Here is a 25,291-nt window from a genome sequence, read left to right on the forward strand (position 1 = left end):
CTTTACCTCCTTAGCTATCTAAATTACGCCGAATATATTTCCTTCTCTAGTTCCTTTATTGCTTCATTAAATTTTTGTTTGCCTCCAAATTTCTTTATTATCTCTATTGGTGTTCCAAAGTCTTTAAACTCAGGTATCTTTAAAACTTCCATACTCTCAATATTTTCTATTCCAGAGTCTGCATATTTATCAAGTAGCCTTTCTAATACTTCCCTTGCTGTTCCCTCATACTTAGTAAAATAGTTTTTCTTTTTACATTATTTGCCCTCTCTTTTCTAGTAAGAGGTGGCTTATCAAAAGCTATATGACAAATCATATCAAATGGGTCCATATCATATCCAATCTCTTCCTTTAATTCATCAAACAATATACCCATTTCTTCAAGTTCCTTTATTATTGCCTCTTTTCTTTCTGAACTATTCCATCTATTTAAAAAATCATCTAATGACCTAAACTGATTCTTTAAATTCTTTTAGTAAAATCCAACAAAGATTCAATTATTAACTTTCCATCTCTATCGTAATATAATGCTCTGTTATTAATTACCTTAACCTCAACATCATTAACATAATATTTTCTTGGTCTATCATTTCCATATGGTTCAGGATTTTCATTGACATTCTCGCCAATATCAACTCCAGTTGTTGGCTCATTTTCCTCAGATGGTATCTTACCGTCTTTAGATTCCTTTATTACTACAGGTTCTCCATCAAAGGATGGGTCTGCAAATAACTTTGTAACACCTCTAAAGTCAAAAATAGTAAAATATAGTTTGTCATAATCCTCTCTTAGCCTTGTTCCTCTTCCTATAATCTGTTTAAATTCTGTCATACTATTAATATTGGCATCTAAGACAATAAATTTGCAAGTTTGTGCGTCTACACCTGTTGTAAGAAGCTTACTTGTCGTTACTAAAACAGGATATTTGCTTGATGGGTCAATAAAGTTATCTAACTCTCTTTACCCTCTGCATCATCACCTGTAATTCTCATTACATACCTTGAATCTTGATTAACAAGGTCAGCGTTTTCATTTGCTAATGCTCTTCTCATTCTTTCTGCATGTTCTGTATCTACACAAAAAAGATAGTTTTAGCAAATCTCATATTGTTTTCTTTTAAATAATCTGAAACAATTTTGGCTACTTGTTGAGTTCTTTTTCCAAAACTATTTCTCTATCATAGTCTTTAATGTTGTATTCTCTATCATCAATAACGTTACCATACTTATCTACTTGTCCCTTATAAGGTCTAAATCCTTCTGCATCAACATCTAAGGTTACTCTAATAACCTTATAAGGTGCTAAAAATCCATCCTCTATCCCCTGCTTTAATGAATATGTGTATACTGGCTCACCAAAATACTCAATATTAGAAACATCCTTTGTTTCCTTTGGTGTTGCTGTAAGTCCTATTTGTGTTGCTGGACTAAAATATTCTAATATTTCTCTCCAAGCTGAATCTTCTTTAGCACTTCCTCTATGGCACTCATCTACAACTATAAGGTCAAAGAAGTCTGGCGAATACTGTTTATATATATTTTTAAAATCATCATTTCCTGATATTGCTTGATACAGTGCTAAATAGATTTCGTGAGACTTATCTGCTAACCTGTTTGTTATTTTAGTCATTTTGTCTCCGAAATGCCTAAAATCATTTACCATAGTTTGGTCGACTAAAATGTTCCTATCTGCTAAAAACAATATCCTCTTTTTTGTTTTTGACTTCCAAAGTCTATATATTATTTGAAATGCAGTATATGTTTTTCCTGTTCCAGTTGCCATAACAAGTAAAATTCTGTTTTGGCCTTTAGCTATTGCTTCTATTGTTCTATTTATGGCTATTCTTTGGTAGTATCTTGGACTTTTTGCATTCTGTTCATAATAGTAATCTTGAGTTATTATATCCTCTATGTTTTCATCTATTCCCTTCCACTTTTTATATCTTTCCCATAATTCTTCGGGCGATGGAAATTCATCTAAACTTAATTCCCTTTCTATTTCACCTGAAGTTTTGGTTCTATCGTGTTCTAAAAATCCATCTCCGTTACTTGTATAAACAAAAGGAATATCCAAAATTTCCGCATATTCTATTGCCTGTTGCATTCCATCTCCTATGAAATGCTTATTGTCCTTTGCTTCTACTATAGCAAGTGGGAGATTAGATTTATAAAATAAGATATAATCTGCTCTTTTTCTTTTACCCCTTGTGACAAATTTTTTCTAACTATAACTCTCCCATCAGTAAATGTATATTCTTCTCTAATTTGCTTGTGCAAATCCCACCCTGATTTTACTATTGCAGGCGTAATATACTTTGTGCGTATATCTATTTCCGACATATTTCTTTTATCCACTAACCCCACCGACCTTTAAATTTTTTTAATAAATACAAATATATTTTATCATAAATTATTTTTGTTAAAAAGTTGTTATTCTATGATTTTTTACAATATAACATTATTTTTAACCTAATTAGTGACAGAAGTCGCCCACTTCTATAAGTGGGTGATGAATGTCGCTTGACAAATTCATCATTCAGATACAAAATGTGCATTAGAAAAATGAGGTTATATAAATAGATAGATTTGGATAATAATAATCTTTCAGTGTTCTTGCTATATTATCATCTTGTTTTAGTAACGAAATATAGGAGAAAAGTTATTGATGATAATATAGTAGATAACTAATGAAGTAGTCAAAAAATATATATATCTAAGGGAAGGAGGTGTAGCTTTGTTAAAAGCCTATAAATATAGAATATATCCAACAAAAGAACAAAAGGAATATTTATCTAAAGTATTTGGTTGTGTGAGATTTATATACAACAGAATGCTTAACGATAAAATAGAACATTACAAACAAACTGGAAAAATGTTAAAGAATACACCTGCACAATATAAAAAGAATATCCTTTTCTAAAAGAAGTAGATAGTCTTGCTCTTGCTAATGCACAGATAAATTTAGAAAAGGCATATAAAAACTTTTTTAGAGACAAAAATGTAGGTTTCCCAAAATTCAAGAAGAAAAAAGGATATCAATCTTTTACAACAAACAACCAAAAAGGCACAGTAGCACTTATAGATGGGTATCTAAAAATACCAAAGTTAAAGACTATGATAAAAGTAAAACAGCATAGATTATTTGAAGGTGAAATAAAATCAGTAACAATATCAAAGACACCAACAGGTAAATACTATGTTTCAATACTTGTAGAAACAGAGATAAAGAAACTGCCTAAAGTAGATAACAAAGTAGGAATAGATTTAGGCTTAAAGGATTTTTAGTATTATCAAATGGAACAAAGATAGAAAATCCAAAATGGTTAAGAAGAACAGAAAAGAGAATAAAGAAACTCCAAAGAGATTTATGCAGGAAACAAAAATATAGCAAAAACTATGAAAAACAAGGTTACACCTTGCAAAACTATATGAAAAAATAGCAAATCAAAGAAAAGACTTTCTTCATAAGGTATCTTCTAAAATTATAAACGAAAACCAAGTTATAGTTTTAGAGGACTTAAAAGTAAAGAATATGCAACAAAATCATAAGTTAGCAAAAGCAATTTTAGAAGTTAGTTGGTCAGAATTCAGAAGAATATTAGAATATAAAGCAAAATGGTATGGAAGAGAAGTAATAATAGCACCGCAAAACTATGCATCAAGTCAAATATGTTCAGAGTGTGGATATAAAAATTCTGATGTAAAGAATTTAGCATTAAGAGAATGGAAATGCCCTAATTGTGGTGCTAATCATGATAGAGATATAAATGCGTCAAAAACTTGCTAAAATTAGCCATTTAGATGGTAAAACTGGGGATGGAACAGCCCTTTGAGCGTGGGTAATCTGGTAGCAGAAGCTATCTTGACCACGAAGCCACCACCTCTATAGGTGGGGGTAGTTCACAAATTACAATTAAATACTGTGAAGATACTCTAAATTGGAATATTTTTATAGATAAAATTATATCCTTCTTAGTAGAAAATAATTTATTTGAAGAAATAGGAGATTATGAGTAGCAAAAATATTTTTTAATGAAGAAATAATAAAAACTCCCGAAAATTTTGCAGCAATTTATGCTTGAGTATCTTCACGAAAATATAATAACTCTATAAAAGCTCACATTGAACTGGCAAAGGAAACTTTAACTAAAAATAATTTGTTGCTATATGCAACTTTAAAAAACCTAATATTTCTGTTGTATATTGCAAAGCTGGTAAAGATTTAAATTCGTAAAACCAAAAGATAAATAATTTCATTCAAGACTTCAGTACAAAAGAAATAGTTAAAAAACAAAAACTGAATATCCTCAAAATCAAGATAAAAAGTGGACCATTAACACAGTAAAGGGCAATTTATCAAATGAAGATGACTTGGGATATATTGCTTGTGAAGTGATAGAAACCCTGTTAAATACAGCAATCCAATTGGTGGGGGTTATGTCTAATCAGATAACTGTTATAAGTAATGAGTCAAATCTCAAAAGATTAAATGATTTATATACAGATGCTGTTCTTGAAGTTATCAAGTCAAGATTATCTTCGAATCCCAATGAAATAAAATATTTAATAAATCTCCTTAAATCCTGTAGTAAAACGGAGGAACAACTGTGAAAACAGCAGCAATATATTCCAGAAAATCTAAATACACAGGAAAAGGCGAATCAACTGAAAACCAAATAACTATGTGTAAAGATTATCTATCAAAGCTTGGAATATATGATTATATAATCTATGAAGACGAAGGCTTCTCAGGTAAAAATGCAGACAGACCTCAATTTAAGAAACTATTAAAGGATGCAACAAAAGAAAATTTTCTATTCTTATCTGTTACAGGTTAGATAGAGTTAGCAGAAATATAGGTGATTTTGCAAACCTAATAAACATTCTTGAAAAATACCAGATAGATTTTATATCCGTATCTGAACAGTTTGACACATCAACTCCTATGGGTAGAGCAATGATGTATATTGCCAGCGTATTTGCACAACTTGAAAGGGAAACTATTGCAGAAAGAATTAGAGATAATATGCTTGAGCTTGCCAAAAGTGGTAGGTGGCTTGGAGGGCAAACCCCTACAGGATTTAAAAGCACTCCTATTGTTTATCTTGATAATGAACTTAAAGAGAGAAAAATGTATAAGCTTGAACCTATAGAAGAAGAATTAAACTTAGTTAAACTACTCTACAATAAATACCTTGAACTTAAGTCACTTAGCCAAGTAGAAAAATATTGCTTACAAAATAATATAAAAACAAAGATGAATAAGGACTTTGTTAAGAGCAAACTAAAAACAATATTAACTAACCCTGTATATGTAAAGGCTACAAAGGAGGTATTTGATTATCTTGAGAAAAAGGGAATAACCGTTGTAGGTGAACCTGATGGGATACACGGGCTGTATCTTTACAATAAAAGAAAGGGAAAGACAGATTATAAGGATATATCAAACTGGATATGTTCAGTGGCAAAACACGAAGGAATTATAGAAGCAAAGGATTGGTTGGCAGTGCAAATGACACTTGAGAAAAATAAAACTCTTGCCCCAAGGCTTGGGAAATCAAAGGTTGGTTTGTTGTCGGGACTTATGAAGTGTAAAAAATGTGGTACTACAATGCGGGTTACCCACAGGGCATACAGCAAAGCCTTAGGTAAGGCTCCACACTATTATGCTTGCAAACTTAAAGCAGCTTCAGGTAAGGTTAGATGTGATAATAAAAATGCAAAGGGAGATGATGTTGAAAGAGCTGTGGTTGATACTATACGTAATCTTAGTTTAGATAAAGATAAGCTTATATATGAGCTTACTAACTATGTAGATAAAATTGAATCCCAAAATACAGAAAATGAAATACAAAGAATTAATGCTACAATAAAACAAAACGAGGACGCCATTGATAATCTGACTCATACACTATCCTTAACCCAAGATTCTAATACAGCTAAGATAATACTACAAAAATAGAGCATATTTCTTATGAAAACGAAGAATTAAAAAGAAGCTATCTAAACTTAAGGAATCTATTTTAATTGAGGAATTAAATCAAGAAAAGATACAATTACTTGCAAAATCAATAGAGATGTTTGATACACTTTTTGAAAACAGCTCCTTTGAGGATAAAAGAAAACTTCTAACAAACATTATTAACAAAGTTTATTGGGATGGTGACACCAACAGTATAGAGATTATATATAAATAGGCAGGTTAACCCTGCCTTAATCTTTAATATATTGGAGCAATTCTTCAACTAACTGATAAACTGTTGTTGCTGGTTTCATCTTAGATGCTGGTATATCTCCGTGCATCTTTAGTAGTTTCTTTGCCCTATCTATCGCATTATCAATTGAGCCACATTCAGTCAAAATATCAAATATATTTTTTATGTTTTTTTCATATTTGCCAAATCCCAATTCTCTAAACTTTTGAGAAAGCTTTTTAATATATTCTTCCCTGTTTATAGTTGATTGTAAATATTCAAAATGTAATATGAACCAAAGCTCTATTGCTTCATTTGACCAAGCAACTTTAAAACCTTTACTTTTGGCTTGTTCAATTGCACTATTAAATTGATTATCTGTAAAATCATCCTTATCAAACACTACCCACACATTCCCGTAATAAACAGCTGACCTATTTATAATTTCATCTACGTATCTAACTAAATCATTTGTATTCCTTCCTGTACCTTTAATATCAATCTCTATCTGCTTTTCTACTCTGATACTCTGCTTGTATTTTGAATTTATTTTATCTCTAATTCCCATAAAATAGTTTGGCTCAGTTTTAGAACCTTCACAAACAATAAGATATCTATATGGTGCTAATTTCCTATTGTTTTCCTTTCTTTCTTTTCTATTGCCTCTTATCTTTTTAAATATTTCTTCCCTATCACTTCCCATTTAAATCCTCCAAAATATTGAATTCTCTTAAAATAGGAATAGCACCATATCTTCCTGATAGATAATCTTTATTGTAGGTTGCATCATTTCTTACTTTACTATTATCCTCCAATCTATATTCAACTAAAGAAAACAGAGTTGAAACTCCTTCTTCATCCTTTTCAGTAAACCAAATTTCATCTCTTCTAAATACATCCTTTGTAAGTGTTGACACATCGTGGGTTGTAAAAATTAACTGTGCATTCTTTTTATTTATATTAGGGTCGTGGAACATATTAATGATATATCTTACAAGCAATGGATGTAGTTTTGCGTTAAGTTCATCTATAAACAAAGGAGTTCCGTTATCTAATGCCTTTAAAAAGAAATTAAATAAACAAAACATCTTTATAGTACCACTTGATTCTTCTTCAAATGGTATTTCCACCATTTCACCTGTTTTAGTTGAGTGTTTAGCAAATATCCTGTATTTGTTCTTCTTATCATCCTTTATTTCTTCTATTCTAATACCCTTGATGCCTGTATCTATTGCAATCAAAAATTCCTCTACTTTTTTCTTATAAAGTTCATCAGTAACAATTTCATTAGATAAGAAATTTGATATATACGCCTCAAATATACTATCTCCAAAATCAATTACAAAACTATCCAAAAACCATTTGAACACAATCTTTGATACCTTAACATTTGTCTTTGCAGTCAATGTTAAAAATAAGGTTTTATCATCTACAGATTCTATAAATTTTTCTGCATCCTTCATTTTATTACCACATACTATGCTGTTATCTTCTCTTTGAAATAGAGTTGTAGTATTCTTCCTTCTTAAATTTCTTGAGTATAACCATTCCTCATAAATTTTCTTATTGTCAACTGTAAATCCATATTGATATTCTACATTATCAACTATAAAGAATACTTCAAATAAGGATGTTCCGTTTTTATTCTCATCAAATGCAAAGCTCTTTACAGGGATAATATCATCTTTTCTATTTATATCCTCATTAATAGCAAGAGAGTTTAATACAAAATATCTCATAAAATTAAAAGCTTCGATTACATTTGATTTACCACTGGCATTTGCTCCATAGATAGTAGCTACTTTAAGAAATCTATCCTTTGTTGTATATTCAATTACATTATATGGATGTTCCTTAATGTTTGTTGCAGTCATATCTAAAGTATTTTCGTCTCTAAAGGATTTAAAGTTTTCAAAGTTAAATTGTACAAGCATCCTTATCACCTACCTTTTAAATTAAACTTTTTACAAAGTATTTTAATATTAAATATTGTAATTGTACCAAAAGAATTAACTTGTGGTACATTTTAATTATACAGTATTTTATAAATAATAGCTATATTTTTGAGAAATTTTCTCACAAAATGCCTATTTATAAGTATAATCATATAAAATAAAAAATATACCTTTGTTCTTAAAACATTTTTAAGTTTATCACAATTTGGTACGGAGTGGGTCTGCACGCCATACAAACATACCGCTGTTCCACAAAAATTTCCCTTTTCTAAAAAGGAGGTTGCTACATCTAAGTTTGGCTTTTCTATAAATCTTTTTACCCTAAAAACATTTTCCTGAAGCTTGTCACCAACTTCTATATATCCATACCCTATCTCTGGTCTTGTGGGAGTAACACCCATAGTAACCAAGTAATCTCCATCCTGTGCTACATCTATTGCTTTTTTATTGTTTGTTCAAAATCCTCCTGCCCTATTATCAAATGATCAGAGGGTAAAACTACCATAGTAGCCTCAAAGTCCTTTTTAGTAGTTTAACAGCTGCAAGACCTATACAAGATGCTGTTTCTTTGTTTAAAGGCTCTTTAAATATATTTTTATTATCTATCCCCAGTAGCTTTTTTATAATACCTACATAGTTTTGATTTGTAACAACACATATATTTTCTTTGGGAATAATAGTCGATATTCTATCAACAGTATTCTCTATCATTGTTTTCTGTCCAATTATCTTCAAAAACTGCTTAGGAAGTCCTTTTCTTGACTTTGGCCAAAATCTTGAACCAAGTCCACCAGACATTATTACTGCATATATCATAAAAAACCACCCCGCATATTGTTATAATATGCAAAGTGGCTTTTGTTTGCTACTTATTAATATATTATTTATCTTATTCCGTGTTTTCCAAGCATTGCAGCACCCAATATTCCAGCATCATTCTTAAATTGTGCAAGAACTATGTTTGCTGCTGGTAAAGTTTTGAAGAATTTATTCTTTTCAAATTCTTCCTTAACTTGATTTAGAAGATATTCTCCTGCATTAGATATTCCTCCACCTAAGGCTATAACCTCTGGGTCCATAAAGTTTACTATATTAAATATACCTATAACAAGATATTTAACAAGTCTATCTACTGCCATTTTAGCAACTCTGTCGCCTTCTTTTGCACTGTCAAAAATAATCTTTGCATTTATCTTATCTAAATCTCCATCTACCTTTTGTAGAATTATTGTATCTGTATTTCCATCCTTTATCAACTTTTGTGTATATCTTATTATAGCTGTTGATGATGCAAAGGTTTCAAAACATCCATTCTTTCCGCAGTTACAGTTGTAGAAGTTTTCTCCTATAATCATATGTCCTATTTCTGAACCTACTCCGTGGGCACCACTGTAAACTTCTCCATTTAATACGATACCCCCGCCTATTCCTGTTCCAAGTGTAAGTAATATACCACTCTTACATCCCTTCATTGAACCAAACTCATATTCTGCAAGTCCTGCTACTGTTGCATCGTTATCAATAAATACTTGTATTCTTAGTTCATCCTCCATCATTTTTTAAGAGGTATGTTTTCCCATCCTAAATTAGCACAGAATATAACATTTCCGTCCTTATCAGCAAGCCCTGGTATTCCTATACCTATTGCTTTAACTTCACTTTTATCAATATTTGACTCAATAATAATATCTTTAACTAATTTATTTATATCATCAATTACGTCCTTATATCCTCTTGTTGCAAGCGTTGGAGTTGATTTTGTGTAAAGTATTTTACCGCTCTCATCTACTAATCCAGCAGCTATATTAGTCCCTCCTAAGTCTATACCTATGTACATAATTATCCCCTTTCTTAATTAATTTAATATACATAGTAATTATATTATTTTTTAAATTTTTTTAAAGGGATAAAATACAAAAATACAGGGTATATTGTTATTTTTTATTAATAAAGAGTCGCCAAATTATCAATTAGGCGACTCTTTATATTTATCTTATAGGTTTTATAAACATTTGTGTCCAATAGCACCTACCTGCTTTATCCTTTGCAAGCCCAACACCTATTTCAGTATAGGACGGACTTAATATATTACTTCTATGTCCTGGTGAGTTCATCCAAGCATTCATTACCTCCTGAGGAGTTCTCTGTCCCATCGCTATATTTTCTCCTGCGGCTGAAAATTTTATCCCAAAGGACTCAATCATATCAAAGGGAGAACCATAGGTTGGTGAATAGTGAGAAAAATAATTTTTGTTTATCATATCCTGAGACTTATATCTTGCAACCCTTGAAAGTTGCCAATTTTCCTTTAGAACTGGAAGACCTACCTTTGCCCTTTCAATATTTACAAGCCTTACAACTTCACTCTCGATTGCCTTTGTCTCAATTACAGGAATTTTTACCTTCTGTCCTGGATAAATCAAAGCAGGATTTTTAATTTCTGGATTTGCCGCTACAATTTCAGATATTCCTACCTGATACTTTTGAGCAATCTTCCACATACTATCTCCTGGCTGTACAGTATAGTATGTGTCCTGTGCAAAAGCAACTGAAGCTAACATTACTATTAATATTAGTGTGAGTAATCTTATTTTTTCTTCAAAATAATCACCTCTACTAATTATTTTTTAGTAGAGGTGATTATTTTATACTTTACAATTTTTTACTTTTAAACATACTCTCTTTTATAATGTCTCCTTCTATTCCAATTGTTACGACCTTAATTGGAATATCTGAGCCTGATCTATCTCTTGCTGTTTTTGCTGCGTACATCATTCCACTACAGCAAGGAACCTCCATCTTTAAAACTGTTATGCTCTCAAGGTCATTTAATTTTATTATATCCGTTAACTTATCTGTGTAGTATTCAATATCATCAAGCTTTGGACAGCCTACAACAACTGCTCTGTCCTTTAAGAAATCGTTGTGATAATTGCCATAGGCAAAGGGTACACAATCTGCTGTAATTAAAAGGTCTGCTCTCTTTAAATATGGTGCTGTTGCTGGAACTAAACTTAATTGGACAGGCCATTGTTTTAATCTTGAATTAACCCTTATATCCTGTGATTCATTAACCTCTTTATTAAACTGCCTTATCATACTTCCAGGGCACCCCCTCCTATATGATGAGGGTGGTGGTGATGAGTTGTAGAAGATACAACTTGATTTTGCGTTTTTAGATGTTCTTCTACTGCCTTTTCGTCAAATTCCTCTGCTTCTCTTTCAATTATCGAAATTGCACCCTGTGGGCAGTGTCCAAGACACGCACCCAGTCCATCGCAGTAAATATCCTTAACAAGCTTTGCTTTTCCGTCTACTATTTGTAATGCTCCCTCTGCACAGTTTGGAATACATAGTCCGCATCCATTGCACTTTTCTTCATCTATATGCACAATCTTTCTTATTGCCATAGTATCACCTCCGTTTAATTTCAATTTTATTATAAACAAAAACTTTTAAATTGATGTGATATAAATCATATATTTGCAAAAATATTGGTGGAGGTGTATTTTATGTTGACTCAAAAGGAGATTAATTATCTTAAGGAAAATCTTGATGCTGAGTATCTATGCATAAGAAAATATGAACAATATGCTGCTTTGTCAAATGATGCTGATGTTAAAAATATGTTTACAACCCTTGCAGGATACGAACAGCAACACGCTACAACCTTAAAAAACATATTATCTCAAAATGGTGTTAATTATACCAGTATATATGAAAGCTATAACAAGCCATCTGCTGCACAAAACCAACAAAACCTGTCCTTCTCAGATGCACAGCTTATGAACGATTCACTCTCCACAGAAAAGCACGTATCTTCAAACTACAATACAGCAATACTTGAGACTGTTGATACAAACATAAGAAAACAGCTTCAACATATTCAGCAGGAGGAACAGGGACACGCTGAAACTATTTTTAATATGATGAGAAATAAGGGATACTATAAAGTAGAATAAGCTGGCACTGCCAGCTTATTCTATATTCATAAACTTAAATTTTATAACATTAGCAAAACTAATATGCCAAGTAAAATTCTGTAATACGCAAAGGGTGCTAATTTCTTTTTCTTTATGTAGCTCATAAAGGCTGCTATTACAATTAGAGCTACAACAAAGGAAACAAACGTGCCAACAAACAACACTATCCACTCATAGGGTGTAAACATAAATCCAGCCTTAAAAATCTTTAAAACTGAAGCACCTATAATAGTTGGAAGTGCTAAAAAGAAGGAAAATTCTGCAGCTGCCTCTCTTGAGAGTCCTAAAAATAGTCCTCCTATTATAGTTGATGCAGACCTTGACATACCAGGCCAAAGGGCTAAACATTGGAATACACCTACTAAAAACGCATCCTTGTAGGACAAATTATCTACATCATCTACTTTAACCCTTTTTAATCTGTTCTCTGCAAATAAAAGAAGTAGTGCACCAAAAATTAGTGCATAGGCAACTGTCCTTGGATTAAAGAAATGCTCTTCTATATAATCATCAAATAAAAATCCTAATATAAGTGCAGGAATAAATCCTACTACAACCTTATACCATAGATTAAATACCTTCTTTGTTTGTATTTTATTATCGAACTTAGGGAAAATCTTATCCTTATAATAGAAAATTACCGCAAGTATTGCCCCCACCTGTATTACAACATTAAATGCATTTGCAAAATCCCCAGTAAAGCTTATGTATTTGTTTGCAATTATAAGGTGACCCGTTGAAGATACTGGTAGAAATTCTGTTAAACCTTCAATAATACCTAAAATAATAGCCTTTAATATCAATTTAACTCCTCCCTTCCTCATTATAGAATACAATAATATACATATTAATTCAAGAAATTTATTTTAAATCAATTTCTATTGTCTAATATTGTTATTTTATGTAATCGTTCGACAAATTGTAGAAATTTATATGTGATTATGATAAAATCTTTATTTGCTGGGGGATAAACAAATGAAAAACAAAATAGTTATTATCATTAATTTGTTTTTAACTTTTTTATTTTTATTTTCTTTTATTATCTTACAAAACTAAGCCCAATATTGATAAATAAAAATACCAATGATTTTTTACATATAGGTGTTGAAACAATAGTATCAATGGTTTCATTTACTGTATTTTATATAGGTTGGTACTCCTATCCCTATGAAAAAGGCAGAAATATGTAATACCCTCATCTATTTTTTTCGCTATTGCACTAATTAACATAGTTCATATTTATTTTGCTCTTCAACAAAACAGATGGGGTATTAGTATTATTTTTGCTAATATTACATATATCCTTTTGGCAATATCTATCATTTTACTAAATGCTATTCCAGATAATCATATTGCTAAGGATAAAAAACATTTTATTTTTGTTCCTTTTATTTTTACAACATTATCTTTAATTACATATTATGTTTTAAAATACTCAGCATTTAATTTTTTATTAGACTATAACAGAGAATATTATGTATATTTTAGAATACTTGATTTTATAGTCTTCCTTTTTTATTTTTTGCATTAAGTCTTACTTCTAAAAATTATTTATCAAAACCAGATATGTACAATATTAACTCTATGAATTCTATTATGTTTGCTATTATTTCTAAATATATGGCTGTATTACATACATACCCAAATGATATTTTTTCTGCATCTTGCCACATATTTAAAATAATTTCTTTTTATTTTTAGTAAAAACCTTTGTTATAAGTAATATTAAAAAACCCTATGAGGAATTAAATGCTGCAAACAATTTAAAAACAGACTTTTTAGTAAATCTTTCCCACGAACTTAGAACACCTGTAAATGTCATTTTAAATACCTCTAAATTAATACGCAAAAACCCTTTAGAATATGCTAAATATATCTCTTTAATTGAAAATAATGCCTATAGACTAAATAAAATATCTGAAAACCTTATAATATACAATGAAATTGAAAACGGAAATATAGATATTGAATATACAGATGAAGATATAGTTTATATTATAGATGAGATAATTGAGATGGCTGAAGAGGCTCTTGATAAAAAGTCTCTTGATATATCCTTTGAGTTTTCTAATAAAAGAAACTTCATAACGGATAAAAGATTATTCACTCAAATAGTTTTAAACTTAATTTCAAATTCAATAAAATATGCAAACTATGAGGGAATCATACATATTAAACTTGATATAGTCGATTCTCTAAAATTAACTATATTAAATGATGGTCCTCCAATTAGTGAAGAAGAAAAGGATAAAATATTCGATAAATTCTATAAATCAAAAACAATAAACTTCCAACAACTGAAGGATTAGGAATAGGCCTTTATATTGCAAAGGAATTCACAAAGTTGTTAAATGGAAATATAGAAATTATTAGCAATGATAATATGACTGGTTATAACTTAACAATTTTAAATAATAAAAATGTAGTGATAAAAGAACATTTTAGAAAAGTTGAGTATTCGGGAAAATATTTTGCAGATATTATATAAGGTGGCCTATGCCACCTTATTGTACTGTTATTGCATTTACTGGACAACTTGATTCTGATTCCTTTGCAGCATCCTCTGACCCTGCAGGAACAGTTGAGGTTATTACGTGGGCCTTCCCATCATCTCCCATTTCAAATACATCAGGTGCGATAGATGGACAAAGTCCACAGCCTATACAAGCATCCTTATCAACAATTGCCTTCATAAATCATCCCTCCTCCCTTTTATTATTACCACATAATTTACTTTTTACCCTTTCTATCCTAAAATATACTTAGAATCTTTAATCTATAATTAAAGGAGGATTTTATGAGTAAAATTTCAACACCTGAGAAGTTTTTATTGGCAGGATACTTTATGGCCTTGAACAAACGGGATATAGTATAGAACAAGAGGATATAGAGATATTACTTAGTCAAAGACTTGATATAGAGGATGAATTTAAGAAGAAAGTAAAAGACGCCCTTGTCTTTTCATATTGTGATGATGTTGATAAATTTAAAAGAAAAATTATAACCTTAGACCCTAAATCAATGTGGGATGAATCTTTAAAAAACTGTATAAAGGACGGGAAACAGTCTTAAGGGATTTAGTGGTTGAATGGTACATATCATATTTTGATAAAAAGGGAACAAGCTTTTTAGATAAAATAAAAGGGATTTTTAGGAGGTAAAAAGTGGACTTAATTATAGTCCACTTTTTATCTCATTCATATCTTAATGCCTCAATTGGATCAAGCTTTGCTGCTTTATTTGCAGGATATATACCAAAAATATGCCAACTGCAGATGAGAATAAAAAGGCAATTAAAACCGTTGAAATAGACACTGTAGGTTCTATCTTTAAAAATACACCTATTGCATAGGCAAATAAAGTTCCAAGCATCATTCCAATGATTCCACCTATTAAGGAAAGTATTAGCGACTCAATCAAAAACTGAATAAGTATATCTTTGCGGGTTGCACCTATTGCCTTTCTTATTCCAATCTCCCTTGTTCTTTCCGTAACCGAAACAAGCATAATATTCATAACACCTATTCCACCAACTACTAAAGAAATTCCTGCAATTGCACCTATTATCATTGTAAAAATGTTTATTATATTGTTAACTTGGTCAAGTTGTTTGACTAAGTTTTCTGCCTTATATTTTCCCTTATTAAAGTGCCTTGCCTCTAATAACCTTATAATGTTGTTTGCAACAACTTCAGAACTTTTAGAATCTGATATTAAAACATCCATCTGCGTTATAGTAAATTCATTTGGAATTACCTTCTGCATAAAACTAATCGGCACAATAGTAATTACAGGCATATTGCCTCCAAAGGCCGCTGCAAAGGCTCCACCCTCATTTTTATAAACACCTACTATAACTGCATTTAATAAATTATCTCTGCTTCCGAGCTTAACAGTTTTGCCTACACAATCCTCATAACCAAATATTTTTTGCACTTACATTGTCAATTACAGCAACATTTCTCCCAAGAAGAGAGTCCCTTTCGTTTAAAAACCTTCCATATAATATGTCTACATTATAAATAGATGCATATTCATTTGTTGTACCTACAAGTATAGCTCTCTTTGTGGCCCTTTCAAACTTAGCAGTTGCTGGCCTTTGAACAAGCGGAGCAACATTTTTAACTTCATCAATTCTATTTTTTATCTCCTTTACATCATTTAATGTAAAATAGTCCTTTGATGAAAGCTGTGTGTTATTATCAACTTTAACCTCTATTACATTCACTCCTATATCTTCAAACTCTGAAGTTATTCTCTTTTGTCCTCCCTTGCCTATTGCAACAATTGTAATAACAGATGATATACCTATTATTATTCCAAGCATTGTAAGAAATGACCTCAATTTATTGGCCAAAACACTTTCTATTGCAACCTTAAAGCTCTCAAATATGTTCATACTTTCACCTACCTATAGTACTGTTCTGTTTTGAACCTGTTTATCATTTAAAATTAAACCGTCCTTAATTCTCACTATTCTTTTGGTATGATTTGCAATATCATTTTCGTGAGTAACCATTACTATAGTTGAACCTTCTTCATTTAAAGTCTGGAATATCTTCATAATCTCTTCACTTGACTTAGAATCCAAATTTCCTGTCGGTTCATCTGCCATAAGTACAGAAGGATTAGTAACAATTGCCCTTGCGATTGCAACCCTCTGTTTTTGTCCCCCTGATAACTCATTAGGTTTGTGATGCATTCTATCTGATAATCCCACTCTATCTAATGCTTCCTTTGCCATTTTTCTTCTATCTGTAAGTCTAACTCCTGCATATATTAAAGGTAGTTCTACATTCTCAAGGGCAGATAACCTTGGTAATAAATTAAAGGCCTGAAAAACAAAGCCTATTTCTCTATTTCTTATCTTTGCAAGTTCATTGTCGTTTAACTTTGAAACATCACTACCATTTAGTATATATTTACCTGAACTTGGTCTATCTAAACACCCTAATATATTCATAAGAGTTGATTTGCCTGACCCCGACGGTCCCATTATTGCAACATACTCTCCCTTTTCTATTCTTAAATCAACTCCCTTTAGTACCTCAATGTCATCGGATAAAAGTTTGTAGGATTTTTAAGCCCCACTATCTCTATCATCTTTTCACATCCTTATCTATAACTTTTACTCCATCCTTTAAGGTTGCAGGTGGATTTAAAACTACTTTATCCCCACTCTTTAATCCGCTTAGAACTTCAGTCTCAAAATCATTTTGAAGACCTATTTTAATGTCTACATTTCTTACAACATCATTTTCTAATACAAATACTCCCACTCTATTCTCTTTGTCTTGTATTAGTGCTTCATTTGGTATCTTCAAAACGCCTGTTTTTTCTGATATTTTTATCTCAACATCTACATCAAAGTTTGGTTTTATTATTTCTGAACCCTCTATCAAATCAACATAGGCCTTAACAACAGTGTCACTTCCAGATGCCGACATTGTCTTTATGGCTGATTTTGCAACAGATGAAACTCTTCCCTTTATAGAATTATCAAGGAATTTTACATAGGCCTCTTGTCCTTCTTTAATTTTGTTTACATCATATTGATTTATGTTTACTACAACTCTTAGGTTGTTTAAATCCTCAATAACAACAGTAGGAAGCTGCATAGGTGCAGGAGCTCCCTCCTTTACGTTTATTTGGGTTACAACACCATCTGAGTCTGCCTTTATGTATTTTTGTTGTTTAGCTATTGCTTGCTTAATGTTTTCAACGTTTATCCTGGCCATCTCTACTTGGTTTCTTGCAACTTTATTTGATCATCTATTGAAAGTGTTTGATTTTGTGGCAATGCAACTAACGCATTTTCCTTTTGTTTTTCAAATTTTCAAGCTGGATTTTTGCACTTTCATATTGAAGTTGAGCTGTTTTTAACTGATTTGACATATCCTGAACCTCAAATTCAATAAGAATGTCCCCTTTTTAACCTTATCTGATTCCTTAACATATACCTTTAGAACTTTACCTGTATTTAGTGCATAATATTCCTTTTAGTTTTAGATTCAACAACACCACTACTTGAAAAGCTTGCAGTAATATCCCCTACCTCAACCTTTGCTGTCTTAACCTCAATTGGTTTTTGTGCACCCTTTTTAAAGCAAAGATTGTAAATAGAAAAACGCCAAAATAAGAAATGTAATAACTAACCCCTTTTTTTCATTTTTAGCTCCTCTCCTTTACAATTTCATTTAGTATAGTTAATCCATTTAATATGCAGTTTAAGTCTTCATCAGAAATATCCTTTAATATATCCTGAAGAATTTTTAAGTTTTTTTCTTCAAACTCTCTCTTATATGATAGTGCTTTATCTGTTACAGATATTAATACCCTCCTTCTATCAATCGTATCTACTTCTTTTTAACCAAGCCATCCCTTTCTAATCTATCCACCGCCTCAGATACTGTACTATTTGCAAGGCCAGTACCTACACTCAACTCCTTTAATGTTTTTTATCACCATTCATAAGTTGTATCAAAATATGTATAGATGTAGGGTTAAATTTCAAGCAACCAAGTCTGCAGTCTATTTTCTTATTAATATTTCTATTTATATTTCTAAATAGTTCAAATATCATTATGATCTTTTGTTTTGTCATTTAATCATCCCTTTCCGCAAAAACGTTTCGCCTACGAAATATTTTATCATTGTCTGAACATTTTTACAATACATTTCAGAATATTCACAACCATACAGATGTTAAGCTTATAAATTGCCCTTTGAAGGAAATGACAAATCCTTCAAAGGGCTTATTAAAACAATTTTCTTAACCAGCCTCACTATAAAAATTTATATCTCTCCATCTGTTATAGTTTTGTATATTGCATACATAATCTTATCAACTAACTTCTTTGCCTCATTTATTGTAAGTTTATTACTAAGCTCTATTCTTAGTGCTCTATCTCCAAACTCCTGCATATAGCACTTACTTTCTCCTAATATATTTACTCTATCTTTATTTAAAATATCTCTTATATTTTTAGCATAATTTATGTTGTCATCATAATTTTCATTTTTTCTACCCTTAAAAGTATAGTATCTTTATTTACCATTTTATCGTTTACACATAAATCTAATATGATATATTTTCCATTTTCCTTTGTTATATTTATTAACTTTTTGTCTATCAATTTTTTATCCCTTAAATAACCTAAGTTAATAAATTCCACACCTAATCCATTTTGAGATGTTTCTATGTAGTTTAAAATTTCCTTCATACTTCCGTCATTAAAACTATTACTACTTGAAGTATAGAGTACAATTTTAAAACCGTCATTTACAGCAAAGGTATACTCCTGTACTCTCCTTGCTATTTTTGTAAGATATAGGATTGTTAAAACAGTAATAGTAAGTATAGTTCCAATTACAAATACCTTAATATACTTCATAACACCACCTACAAAAATAATAGCTTCATATCTATAGATATGAAGCTATTATTCTACTTATTCTTAATAAAATACGTTATCTTATTCCCTACTCTATTTCCTTCATAGAAAAGCCTTTGAACTGCATTATTTCTATCTCTTATGCTAACATTTGCTGCTACCTTTGTATCATTATATGTGTTTGTAACTACTGAAATAACATAATCTGCCTTATCAGCACTGTCAACTATTTCTACTGATTTATTCTTTATTGAATCGAATATATTATACATATCAACACTTGTTAGGTATTTGGTAACCATATAATCTTTGTTTATATCGATATAAACTTTATTTTCAGTAGCTTTTTAGGTATCCTTTCTACAACATCATCTAATAGAGAAACATAGTATTCTTTTGCTCCTGCAAACATCTCTTTTTCATTATTCTTTTTATAAATTCATCCTCTATGCTATTATCCACATAATATCTGTTTCCATCCTCATCAATGAGATTTGGCTGTGTATCATCGGTAATACCTGCAATATACTTAAAGCTTGCTACTTTTTGTTTGCATCGTAAAACTCAATAAAGAAATCCGGTTCAAAGTTAGCTTCAACCGTCAAATCCTTTGCTTGATATATCTTACCTAAGAATCTTTTATTGAAGATTCATCAAACATTGTATATCTTCCTGCCAGCCTTGTACTTGTAACAATAATCCTTTCGTATTTTGTTTCTCTTTTTATTTTACTCTCAATCTTTGGGTTTATATGTTTAAAGGTACTACAGGATGTAGTCATTACCATAAAAAGTGTCAAAAGAAAGATACAAATTTTTTCAATTTATCACCATCCTATTGTTCTTCCCATATAGTACAAATCATAGTACTTTCCATTAACCATTATACCACGAGATATTTTTCCCTCAAATTTAAAACCCCATTTTAGGTATAAACTTATCGCAGACATATTATCATCTCTAACCTGAAGTTCCACTTTTTTATTTTTTCTGTACTTTGGGCCCATTTAATAAAATAATCCATTAGGCTGTTTCCAACTCCAATATTCCAATAATCCTTAAGTACAGCAATCCCAAGTTCTCCTCTATGCATAAGCCTTTTTCTTTGAGAAGCAACAAAGCTTAAATTACCTATTATTTTACCATCTAAAATTGCAACTATATATAGACAGTTATCTCTACTATTTAGATTATATATCAAATTTTTTTCTTGGTCGTAATTCAGATAATAATCATCCATACCAAAGGTTAAGTTATCTGACTCTGTACCCAGTTTATTATACATTGCAACAAGTTCCTTTGCATCTCTCTCCTCTGCACGTCTAATACCAAGTTTTTTCCGTTCTTAAGCTCATAAATCATCATTGTTTTATCACCTTAGCCTCTTTTAAACTTGTCATTATTATATACTAAAAGTCCAATTATAAAAACAAATATACAAATAAATTGTGACGTCGATAAAAACAATACATTTCCTCTTGGATCATTTCTTAAAAATTCAACCATAAACCTTCCTACACTATATAATATCATATAAAGACCGGCTACTTGTCCCCTATGTTTTGCCTTTTTCGAATAATAAATAAGTAACCCTGCAATCAAAAAGTTACCTAAACTTGAAATGAGCTGTGTAGGTATAAGTCTTACACCATTTGGTGCAAAGGGGAGTTTTTAAATACTACTCCTAATGCACTTGTTGTCTCCTTACCATAACAACAACCTGCTGCAAAACATCCAATTCTACCAAAACCTTGTGCTACTGCAATAGCTGGTGCTGCTACATCAAACATTTTTAAAAAATCGACCTTTTTTTCTTACAATATATATATGCCGCTAAAACTCCGCCTATTAAACCTCCATAAACTACAAAACCACCCTTTATCATATCCTTTAAAACAACAGGGTTTTTAATAACATAGGGTGCCTCTGCTATTATAAATAAAAGTTTTGCACCTATAACTCCACCTATAACTCCATAGATTGCAATATCGAGAACTACATCATCCTCTATGCCCACTTTTCTTGCCCTATACATACTTATAATTACTGCTGATAGAATACCAAAAGCTATCATAAACCCATAGCTGTATATAACTATATTGCCCACTCTAAATAATATTGGATGCATAACACCTTACCCCTTAGAATATATAACTTTTCTAATAAAAAGCTATTAATAAGATTATACCAGAATACAAAAATATTGATATACCTGTATAAAAACCATCCTCTCTAAATTCTTCAAAAGCCTCCTCCATAGCCTCCTCAGTATATGGATTTTCCTTAATATCATAAAACCCATAAAGAGGACTTTTTCTTCTAATCTTTCTTAGCTTTCCCTCTTCATTTCTCTTATAAAGTTGAGGTACAGCCAATATCATACTAAAACCACCAAAATAGTAAAGTGTAGTATATATATTTTTGAATATATCTTTATGACTTATTAGTGCATATAGACTGGATATCAAAGACAATATCACGGCAGTAGCAAAGGATGCCTTAAGTATAAATTTAATTCTTTTCTTTATTAAAAATATCTTTTGTTGTTTATCCATAATACACCTCATCTTATAATAGTTTTATTGACAATCTCCTCAAATAAATTATAAAACTTATCGTTATAAAATTCATCTCTTATAAAAAGCTAATTCTAAAAACATATCCCTTATTTGTCCTTATAAAATACTCATAAGCCCTGTAGAATTTGTTATCGTTTCCCCTTCTTACATATTCAACTAAATATCCCTCTCTATTTGCTACCTTTTATTGTAAATATTAAAAAACTTAAAATCAACTGCTCCAGTTGCACTTTTTTGGAATTTTCTAAATATGCCTCCAAGTTTTTAATGTTTAATACTTCAACAATACCTCTTACAATACTATCCTTTGATTTAAAATCTGAATGATATAGAACTTCATTATCTTCGAAATTAATTTCTATAAGCTCATAATCATCTGGTAGATAATATATTATACCATACCTTTCTAATTTTATCTCTTTAAAATTTCTTATATTCAGGTTTGTACTAACTTTATACATTTTAAAAATTGATGTCCATTTTAAGGATAAAGCAAAAACAACTATAAATATAAAACATATAATAAATATTTTATTTTTTCCCATAAAACCCCTCCTAAACAAAACTTAAAAGCCCCATTTGAGCTTTACTCTATGGGGCTTATAATCTACTTATCCTTTGGCTTAGGTATCATAATGCATCCATTGTAGGGGTTATAAGTCATAACCCACATTCCTTTATCCTTTATCTTTATCCATTTTATAAAGCCTGTCATTCCACTATAGGGCTGTGACTTTACATCATTATCGCCTTCTATACCATATAATAGATATTTAACCTCTCCATCTTTATCATACTTTATTCCAAAATAATAGTATCCTGTATTTTTGCAGTACTTCAAGTAGTTGATATAAGGATATGCCATCTTTATATGGTATATTGCACAGTAATAAGGATAGTATTTATTCTCTTTTAATTTAATATCGTAATCTAACTTAACCTTCCACCATCTACAACTTTGATATTCTTCAGTAATTCCCTCTACTTCTTCAAAATCTCTAAGTATCTCCTCAAAGTAGTTTGCGTGTTTTTGCTGTTTCTTTGTTTTGAGTTCTTCACTTCTTAAAAGTTCTACCTGTGCTGCTTCATCATAAATTGTATCTTCCTCTTCCCTTTTTTCCTTCTTTTCCTCTTCAACCTTCATAGCCTCTTTCTTTATCTCGTTTTCATACTCAATAAACTTTGCTGCTTCCTTATCTAAAACTTCATCTTTAACTTCAACTTTAACTTCAACCTCTTCTTTAGGTTCTTCTGCTGTTCTCTTTTAACTACAAACCTATCCTTGAAGCTTGCCCTTTCTTTTCCCACATATCCTACAAGCGGGAAGCTGGTTTCTTCTGATTCTACAACAATTGTCGACACATTAAATTTATCGACATTAAGACCTGTATCTGCTACATTATCCTCCCTATACTCCCACCAAATTTCTCCTCTTCCTGTATCATCAACTGGAACCTCCCCAAGCCTTGCTGTATAAAGTGGATTCTTTGTTGTATCAATTAAATAGCATACATAGGGTCCCTTTTCCTTTATCAAATTTTGTACATAAACGGTAATTTTACATTTACCATTTTTATTTTCTATCTTTGTGTATCCTGTTGGCTGCTTATCTATAGCCATACCAAAGCCTTTGTCCTCTTCCTGTAATATTATGAAATATCTACTATAACTTTTTTAGCAGACACCATTATACCTCCCAGTTAATGTTCATCATTATAGTATATGAACATTAACCGGAAAATTGTCCTTATTTTTTTAGTTTTGTATAAATTATATTAGAAAGTTTAGCAAATTCTTCAATACTTAATGTTTCTCCTCTACGCAATTCATCAATATCAGTCTCAATAAATACATTGTGGAGGTCCTCTTCTCTAAGTCCTATTGGCTTTAGAGCATTAAAAAGTGTTTTTCTTCTCATATTAAAGGCGTGTCTTACTACGTTAAAAAATAAATCTTCATCTTCAACATAATATTTAGGTGGTCTTAACTCCATTTTTATTACACTCGATTCAACCTTTGGAGGAGGTACAAAACAGTTTCTTGAAACTTTACATACTTTATGTACATCACAATAGTATTGAACAAGTATTGATAGTGAACCATATTCCTTTGTTCCTGGCTTTGCAACTATTCTATCTGCAACTTCCTTTTGAATCATAACTATGATTGATTTTAGAGGTAATTTTTCCATAAGAACCTTTGTTAATATAGGCGTTGTAACGTAGTAGGGTAAATTTGCAACAAGCTTAATGTTCTCTAAGTTCTCCTCCTGTATAAGTTTAGTAAAATCAACCTTAAGTGCATCATTATGTACTATTTTAATATTTTCAAAATTCCCTAAAGTTTCCTTTAAGATAGGAATTAATGTATCATCTATCTCTACTGCTACTACTTTTTACACCTTCTTGCCATCTCCTGAGTTAAAACTCCAATACCAGGACCTATCTCAATTGCTGTGCTGTTTTCATCAAGTTCTGCAGAGTCAACTATTTTATTTAATATGTTTTGATCTATTAAAAAGTTTTGACCTAAACTTTTACTAAATTTAAACTCAAAATGTTTAACTATATCTTTAGTTTTGGATGCAAGACTCATTATTTCCCCTCCTTTGCCTTATTAACAGCCAATTCAAACTCTTCTCTTTTTATACCGTATCTATTTAATCTATTAAGAAATTGCTTTGCATTTCCATATCCTATACCTAAAATCTTTCCAACGTCACCTCTAAGCTCTGATGCATTCTTTGTATCAACAAGACCGTATTTTATCATATCCTCCATAGTAAACTCTATTTTAGGATTTTCAACCTCTGTTTGAACCTTATTTAACGCTTCCCTTATACTCTCTATGCTTGCATTTTCAACTCCTATATCCCCATTTTTATATGCTCTATCCCTTGGCATATAGGCGTGTTTACATCCCTTTACCCTTTCTGAAATAGTCCTTCTAATTTTTTCACCTGCATAGTCAGGATCCGTAAAAATTATGACTCCCTCGTTTTTGAGCTTCCCTTATTCTTTCTATTGTTTTTTCAGTAATTCCAAAACCACTTGTTACTATGACATCTGCATCAACAGCCTGTTTTACTTTTATTAAATCATCTCTTCCTTCAACAACTATAACTTCCTTAATCAAATTAAACACCTCTTTTATTATACTTCTACACAACCTAATAATTATACAAAAAA

At 30.8% G+C, this 25,291-nt stretch carries 31 protein-coding genes and 8 pseudogenes; 7 read left to right on the plus strand and 32 right to left on the minus strand.

The window, feature by feature from the left end; genetic code table 11:
• Positions 1 to 23: 23 nt before the first annotated feature.
• Positions 24 to 2,354 (minus strand): annotated as a pseudogene (gene hsdR, locus PL321_RS21055) (EcoAI/FtnUII family type I restriction enzme subunit R).
• Between the two features lie 225 nt (positions 2,355 to 2,579).
• On the opposite strand from hsdR, the pseudogene PL321_RS05725 reads away from it, so the two are divergent.
• The 4 genes and pseudogenes from PL321_RS05725 to PL321_RS05740 all read left to right on the plus strand — a co-directional run.
• Positions 2,580 to 2,681: pseudogene (locus PL321_RS05725) on the plus strand (transposase); the annotation flags it as partial.
• Positions 2,682 to 2,733: 52 nt separating this feature from the next.
• Positions 2,734 to 3,800, plus strand: a pseudogene (gene tnpB / locus PL321_RS05730) (IS200/IS605 family element RNA-guided endonuclease TnpB).
• An 806-nt stretch (positions 3,801 to 4,606) separates the two neighbouring features.
• A pseudogene (locus PL321_RS05735) lies at positions 4,607 to 5,469 on the plus strand (recombinase family protein); the annotation flags it as partial.
• Positions 5,470 to 5,610: 141 nt separating this feature from the next.
• Positions 5,611 to 5,961 (plus strand): recombinase zinc beta ribbon domain-containing protein, encoded by a 351-nt coding sequence (locus PL321_RS05740; protein WP_273964429.1) that lies wholly within the window; start codon positions 5,611 to 5,613, stop codon positions 5,959 to 5,961.
• 251 nt (positions 5,962 to 6,212) lie between these two features.
• Here the strand turns inward: PL321_RS05740 and PL321_RS05745 are convergent, their stop codons facing one another.
• From PL321_RS05745 to PL321_RS19680, 9 genes are all read right to left on the minus strand, one after another.
• Entirely contained in the window at positions 6,213 to 6,896 is a 684-nt protein-coding gene (locus PL321_RS05745; protein WP_273963810.1) for an RloB family protein, read from the minus strand.
• Positions 6,886 to 8,127 carry an AAA family ATPase gene (locus tag PL321_RS05750; RefSeq protein ID WP_273963811.1) on the minus strand — a complete coding sequence of 414 codons (1,242 nt, stop codon included), beginning with the start codon at positions 8,125 to 8,127 and terminating at the stop codon, positions 6,886 to 6,888. Before PL321_RS05750 ends, PL321_RS05745 begins: the two co-directional genes overlap by 11 nt.
• 92 nt (positions 8,128 to 8,219) lie before the next feature.
• Complete coding sequence (locus PL321_RS05755; RefSeq protein WP_273963812.1) at positions 8,220 to 8,549, minus strand: sugar phosphate nucleotidyltransferase; 330 nt, start codon at positions 8,547 to 8,549, stop codon at positions 8,220 to 8,222.
• 97 nt (positions 8,550 to 8,646) lie between these two features.
• Complete coding sequence (locus PL321_RS05760; protein ID WP_273963813.1) at positions 8,647 to 8,964, minus strand: sugar phosphate nucleotidyltransferase; 318 nt, start codon at positions 8,962 to 8,964, stop codon at positions 8,647 to 8,649.
• A gap of 68 nt (positions 8,965 to 9,032) precedes the next feature.
• Complete coding sequence (locus tag PL321_RS05765) at positions 9,033 to 9,704, minus strand: ROK family protein (protein WP_273963814.1); 672 nt, start codon at positions 9,702 to 9,704, stop codon at positions 9,033 to 9,035.
• Entirely contained in the window at positions 9,701 to 9,985 is a 285-nt protein-coding gene (locus tag PL321_RS05770; protein ID WP_273963815.1) for an ROK family protein, read from the minus strand. The genes PL321_RS05765 and PL321_RS05770 overlap by 4 nt, the downstream gene beginning before the upstream one ends.
• A gap of 151 nt (positions 9,986 to 10,136) precedes the next feature.
• Positions 10,137 to 10,709 carry a SafA/ExsA family spore coat assembly protein gene (gene safA / locus PL321_RS05775; RefSeq protein ID WP_273963816.1) on the minus strand — a complete coding sequence of 191 codons (573 nt, stop codon included), beginning with the start codon at positions 10,707 to 10,709 and terminating at the stop codon, positions 10,137 to 10,139.
• A gap of 91 nt (positions 10,710 to 10,800) precedes the next feature.
• Entirely contained in the window at positions 10,801 to 11,247 is a 447-nt protein-coding gene (locus PL321_RS19675; RefSeq protein ID WP_337960965.1) for a hypothetical protein, read from the minus strand.
• The gene (locus tag PL321_RS19680; RefSeq protein WP_337960966.1) at positions 11,244 to 11,558 is read right to left on the minus strand and encodes an ATP-binding protein; all 315 of its coding nucleotides are present in this window, start codon (positions 11,556 to 11,558) and stop codon (positions 11,244 to 11,246) included. Before PL321_RS19680 ends, PL321_RS19675 begins: the two co-directional genes overlap by 4 nt.
• 102 nt (positions 11,559 to 11,660) lie before the next feature.
• Between PL321_RS19680 and PL321_RS05785 the strand changes: the two genes are divergently transcribed.
• Positions 11,661 to 12,110, plus strand: coding sequence for a DUF3231 family protein (locus PL321_RS05785; protein ID WP_273963817.1), 450 nt, complete (start codon positions 11,661 to 11,663; stop codon positions 12,108 to 12,110).
• A 41-nt stretch (positions 12,111 to 12,151) separates the two neighbouring features.
• Here the strand turns inward: PL321_RS05785 and PL321_RS05790 are convergent, their stop codons facing one another.
• On the minus strand, positions 12,152 to 12,955 hold the full coding sequence (locus PL321_RS05790) for an undecaprenyl-diphosphate phosphatase (RefSeq protein ID WP_337960967.1): 804 nt from the start codon (positions 12,953 to 12,955) through the stop codon (positions 12,152 to 12,154).
• Positions 12,956 to 13,678: 723 nt separating this feature from the next.
• A complete protein-coding gene (locus tag PL321_RS05795) occupies positions 13,679 to 13,804 on the minus strand; it encodes a hypothetical protein (protein WP_273963820.1) in 126 nt (41 codons plus the stop codon).
• A gap of 51 nt (positions 13,805 to 13,855) precedes the next feature.
• Between PL321_RS05795 and PL321_RS21060 the strand changes: the two are divergent.
• Together PL321_RS21060 and PL321_RS05800 are read left to right on the plus strand one after the other, a co-directional pair.
• Positions 13,856 to 14,074 (plus strand): annotated as a pseudogene (locus PL321_RS21060) (histidine kinase dimerization/phospho-acceptor domain-containing protein); the annotation flags it as partial.
• Between the two features lie 72 nt (positions 14,075 to 14,146).
• Positions 14,147 to 14,440, plus strand: a complete 294-nt coding sequence (locus PL321_RS05800; RefSeq protein ID WP_273963821.1) for a sensor histidine kinase — start codon at positions 14,147 to 14,149, stop codon at positions 14,438 to 14,440.
• 195 nt (positions 14,441 to 14,635) lie between these two features.
• Here the strand turns inward: PL321_RS05800 and PL321_RS05805 are convergent, their stop codons facing one another.
• The 20 genes and pseudogenes from PL321_RS05805 to rnmV form a co-directional block, all read right to left on the minus strand.
• Positions 14,636 to 14,824 carry a ferredoxin gene (locus tag PL321_RS05805; RefSeq protein WP_273963822.1) on the minus strand — a complete coding sequence of 63 codons (189 nt, stop codon included), beginning with the start codon at positions 14,822 to 14,824 and terminating at the stop codon, positions 14,636 to 14,638.
• Positions 14,825 to 15,324: 500 nt separating this feature from the next.
• Positions 15,325 to 16,530 (minus strand): annotated as a pseudogene (locus PL321_RS05810) (ABC transporter permease).
• A 12-nt stretch (positions 16,531 to 16,542) separates the two neighbouring features.
• A complete protein-coding gene (locus PL321_RS05815) occupies positions 16,543 to 17,184 on the minus strand; it encodes an ABC transporter ATP-binding protein (RefSeq protein WP_273964430.1) in 642 nt (213 codons plus the stop codon).
• A 46-nt stretch (positions 17,185 to 17,230) separates the two neighbouring features.
• Positions 17,231 to 17,869 carry an efflux RND transporter periplasmic adaptor subunit gene (locus PL321_RS05820; protein WP_273963823.1) on the minus strand — a complete coding sequence of 213 codons (639 nt, stop codon included), beginning with the start codon at positions 17,867 to 17,869 and terminating at the stop codon, positions 17,231 to 17,233.
• A 618-nt stretch (positions 17,870 to 18,487) separates the two neighbouring features.
• Positions 18,488 to 18,574: a winged helix-turn-helix transcriptional regulator gene (locus PL321_RS21065; protein ID WP_443110751.1), complete on the minus strand. Its 87-nt coding sequence runs from the start codon at positions 18,572 to 18,574 to the stop codon at positions 18,488 to 18,490.
• Positions 18,575 to 18,579: 5 nt separating this feature from the next.
• A complete protein-coding gene (locus PL321_RS05825) occupies positions 18,580 to 18,735 on the minus strand; it encodes a hypothetical protein (protein ID WP_273963824.1) in 156 nt (51 codons plus the stop codon).
• Positions 18,736 to 18,926: 191 nt separating this feature from the next.
• Positions 18,927 to 19,055 carry a hypothetical protein gene (locus tag PL321_RS05830; protein WP_273963825.1) on the minus strand — a complete coding sequence of 43 codons (129 nt, stop codon included), beginning with the start codon at positions 19,053 to 19,055 and terminating at the stop codon, positions 18,927 to 18,929.
• A 71-nt stretch (positions 19,056 to 19,126) separates the two neighbouring features.
• The gene (locus PL321_RS05835; RefSeq protein WP_273963826.1) at positions 19,127 to 19,525 is read right to left on the minus strand and encodes a hypothetical protein; all 399 of its coding nucleotides are present in this window, start codon (positions 19,523 to 19,525) and stop codon (positions 19,127 to 19,129) included.
• 53 nt (positions 19,526 to 19,578) lie between these two features.
• Positions 19,579 to 19,827 (minus strand): hypothetical protein, encoded by a 249-nt coding sequence (locus PL321_RS05840; protein ID WP_273963827.1) that lies wholly within the window; start codon positions 19,825 to 19,827, stop codon positions 19,579 to 19,581.
• 326 nt (positions 19,828 to 20,153) lie between these two features.
• On the minus strand, positions 20,154 to 20,324 hold the full coding sequence (locus tag PL321_RS05845) for a hypothetical protein (protein WP_273963828.1): 171 nt from the start codon (positions 20,322 to 20,324) through the stop codon (positions 20,154 to 20,156).
• Between the two features lie 137 nt (positions 20,325 to 20,461).
• Positions 20,462 to 20,809 (minus strand): GNAT family N-acetyltransferase, encoded by a 348-nt coding sequence (locus PL321_RS05850; RefSeq protein WP_337960968.1) that lies wholly within the window; start codon positions 20,807 to 20,809, stop codon positions 20,462 to 20,464.
• A gap of 92 nt (positions 20,810 to 20,901) precedes the next feature.
• Positions 20,902 to 21,126, minus strand: coding sequence for a prolipoprotein diacylglyceryl transferase family protein (locus tag PL321_RS19685; protein WP_337960969.1), 225 nt, complete (start codon positions 21,124 to 21,126; stop codon positions 20,902 to 20,904).
• A 41-nt stretch (positions 21,127 to 21,167) separates the two neighbouring features.
• Positions 21,168 to 21,314 (minus strand): prolipoprotein diacylglyceryl transferase family protein, encoded by a 147-nt coding sequence (locus PL321_RS19690; protein WP_337960970.1) that lies wholly within the window; start codon positions 21,312 to 21,314, stop codon positions 21,168 to 21,170.
• A gap of 2 nt (positions 21,315 to 21,316) precedes the next feature.
• Complete coding sequence (locus PL321_RS19695; protein WP_337960971.1) at positions 21,317 to 21,652, minus strand: prolipoprotein diacylglyceryl transferase; 336 nt, start codon at positions 21,650 to 21,652, stop codon at positions 21,317 to 21,319.
• Positions 21,653 to 21,683: 31 nt separating this feature from the next.
• Entirely contained in the window at positions 21,684 to 22,079 is a 396-nt protein-coding gene (locus PL321_RS05860) for a hypothetical protein (protein ID WP_273963829.1), read from the minus strand.
• Positions 22,080 to 22,273: 194 nt separating this feature from the next.
• Positions 22,274 to 22,648: a hypothetical protein gene (locus PL321_RS05865; RefSeq protein ID WP_273963830.1), complete on the minus strand. Its 375-nt coding sequence runs from the start codon at positions 22,646 to 22,648 to the stop codon at positions 22,274 to 22,276.
• A gap of 62 nt (positions 22,649 to 22,710) precedes the next feature.
• Complete coding sequence (locus tag PL321_RS05870) at positions 22,711 to 23,247, minus strand: hypothetical protein (protein ID WP_273963831.1); 537 nt, start codon at positions 23,245 to 23,247, stop codon at positions 22,711 to 22,713.
• Between the two features lie 53 nt (positions 23,248 to 23,300).
• A complete protein-coding gene (locus PL321_RS05875; protein WP_443110752.1) occupies positions 23,301 to 23,756 on the minus strand; it encodes a DUF7922 domain-containing protein in 456 nt (151 codons plus the stop codon).
• Between the two features lie 94 nt (positions 23,757 to 23,850).
• A pseudogene (gene rsmA, locus PL321_RS05880) lies at positions 23,851 to 24,698 on the minus strand (16S rRNA (adenine(1518)-N(6)/adenine(1519)-N(6))-dimethyltransferase RsmA).
• Positions 24,698 to 25,238: pseudogene (gene rnmV, locus PL321_RS05885) on the minus strand (ribonuclease M5). The pseudogenes rsmA and rnmV overlap by 1 nt, the downstream one beginning before the upstream one ends.
• Positions 25,239 to 25,291: the final 53 nt, after the last annotated feature.

It is taken from the genome of Caloramator sp. mosi_1, from assembly GCF_028622835.1.
In the GTDB taxonomy this organism is placed as follows: domain Bacteria; phylum Bacillota; class Clostridia; order Clostridiales; family Caloramatoraceae; genus Thermobrachium.